The sequence below is a fragment of the Trinickia sp. Y13 genome, assembly GCF_029522115.1.
GTDB lineage: Bacteria > Pseudomonadota > Gammaproteobacteria > Burkholderiales > Burkholderiaceae > Trinickia.
Genome location: NZ_JAKWFK010000044.1, coordinates 1 through 1,020 on the forward strand (window position 1 = coordinate 1; position 1,020 = coordinate 1,020).

The 1,020-nt window shown below is 65.7% G+C and carries 1 pseudogene; it reads left to right on the top strand.

From position 1 onward, the window contains the following. A pseudogene (locus MMB74_RS27270) lies at positions 1-878 on the top strand (hypothetical protein); the annotation flags it as partial. Between the last annotated feature and the right edge of the window lie 142 nt (positions 879-1,020).

Below are 1,020 nucleotides of genomic sequence, written 5' to 3' on the forward strand. Positions count from 1 at the left end.
GCTACTGGCAAAGCGCGGGCTCGCTCTACTGGCGCGACCCCGTGGCGAGCCAGGCCGATCTGCCCACGGGCGCCAGCGCCGTGCAAGGCGATGTCGCGCTCGCGCTCGACACCGGCATTCCCTACGAGTACACGGGCTCGTCCTGGCATTCGCTGATCGTCGACAACAACGGCAACCTCAACCTCGGCACGGGCACGGTCGCGGCGGCACAGATGGTCATGACCGCCACGAACACGTTGGGCTCGCCGTGTGACAACGGCGCGTCGCTCGGCGGCGTCGGGCAAGTGAGCGTCGACGGAACGGGACACATGCTCTCGTGCATCGGCGGCACCTGGCAGGACGCGACGCGCATCGACAACGGCGCGGGGTCCGGCGGCTGCCTCGTCATCATCGGCCCCAACCCCTCGCCCGACTTCGGCTATTGCCAGCAATACACAGGCGCTTATCCGGATGGGGTGAATGTGACGATGAACGGCAGCTGGTATGTCTACAACCAGTCATGGACCCTCACGCTCGCCCGGCCCGGCGTGATCACGGCCTCCGTCTGGGGGCATATGAGCGAACAATATTGCCAAATGACCGGCCTCTCGGGCCACCTGGAGCAGGCCGTGGTGATCATCGACAAGGACACCGGTAGCGTGCTCGGCAGCAATTGGGCGCAGACGCCCGGGCTCACGGACACCTCCGCGGGCATCAGCGAAAACCTCGTCAAAGCGCTCTCGCCGAACAAGAACGGATACCAGGTCGAAATCCTCACCAGTTGGGCCACCTACAGCGGACAGACGATGCCCTACCAGGCCAGTACATGCGCTACGGACGGCAGCGCCGTTCCGATCTCCCCGCTCGTCGTCGGGTGGAACATTAATTCGTACTACTGAATAACGGAACAGCAGATGCGCCGCCAGCCTGCCGCCACCCGATCGTTCGCCTCGCGCGGCGCCCGCCGCTCGCGTGCGCGCGAACGCGGCGTCACACTGGTCGAAAGCGTCGGGGCGCTCTTTGTCGCGGGCGTCATGCTCA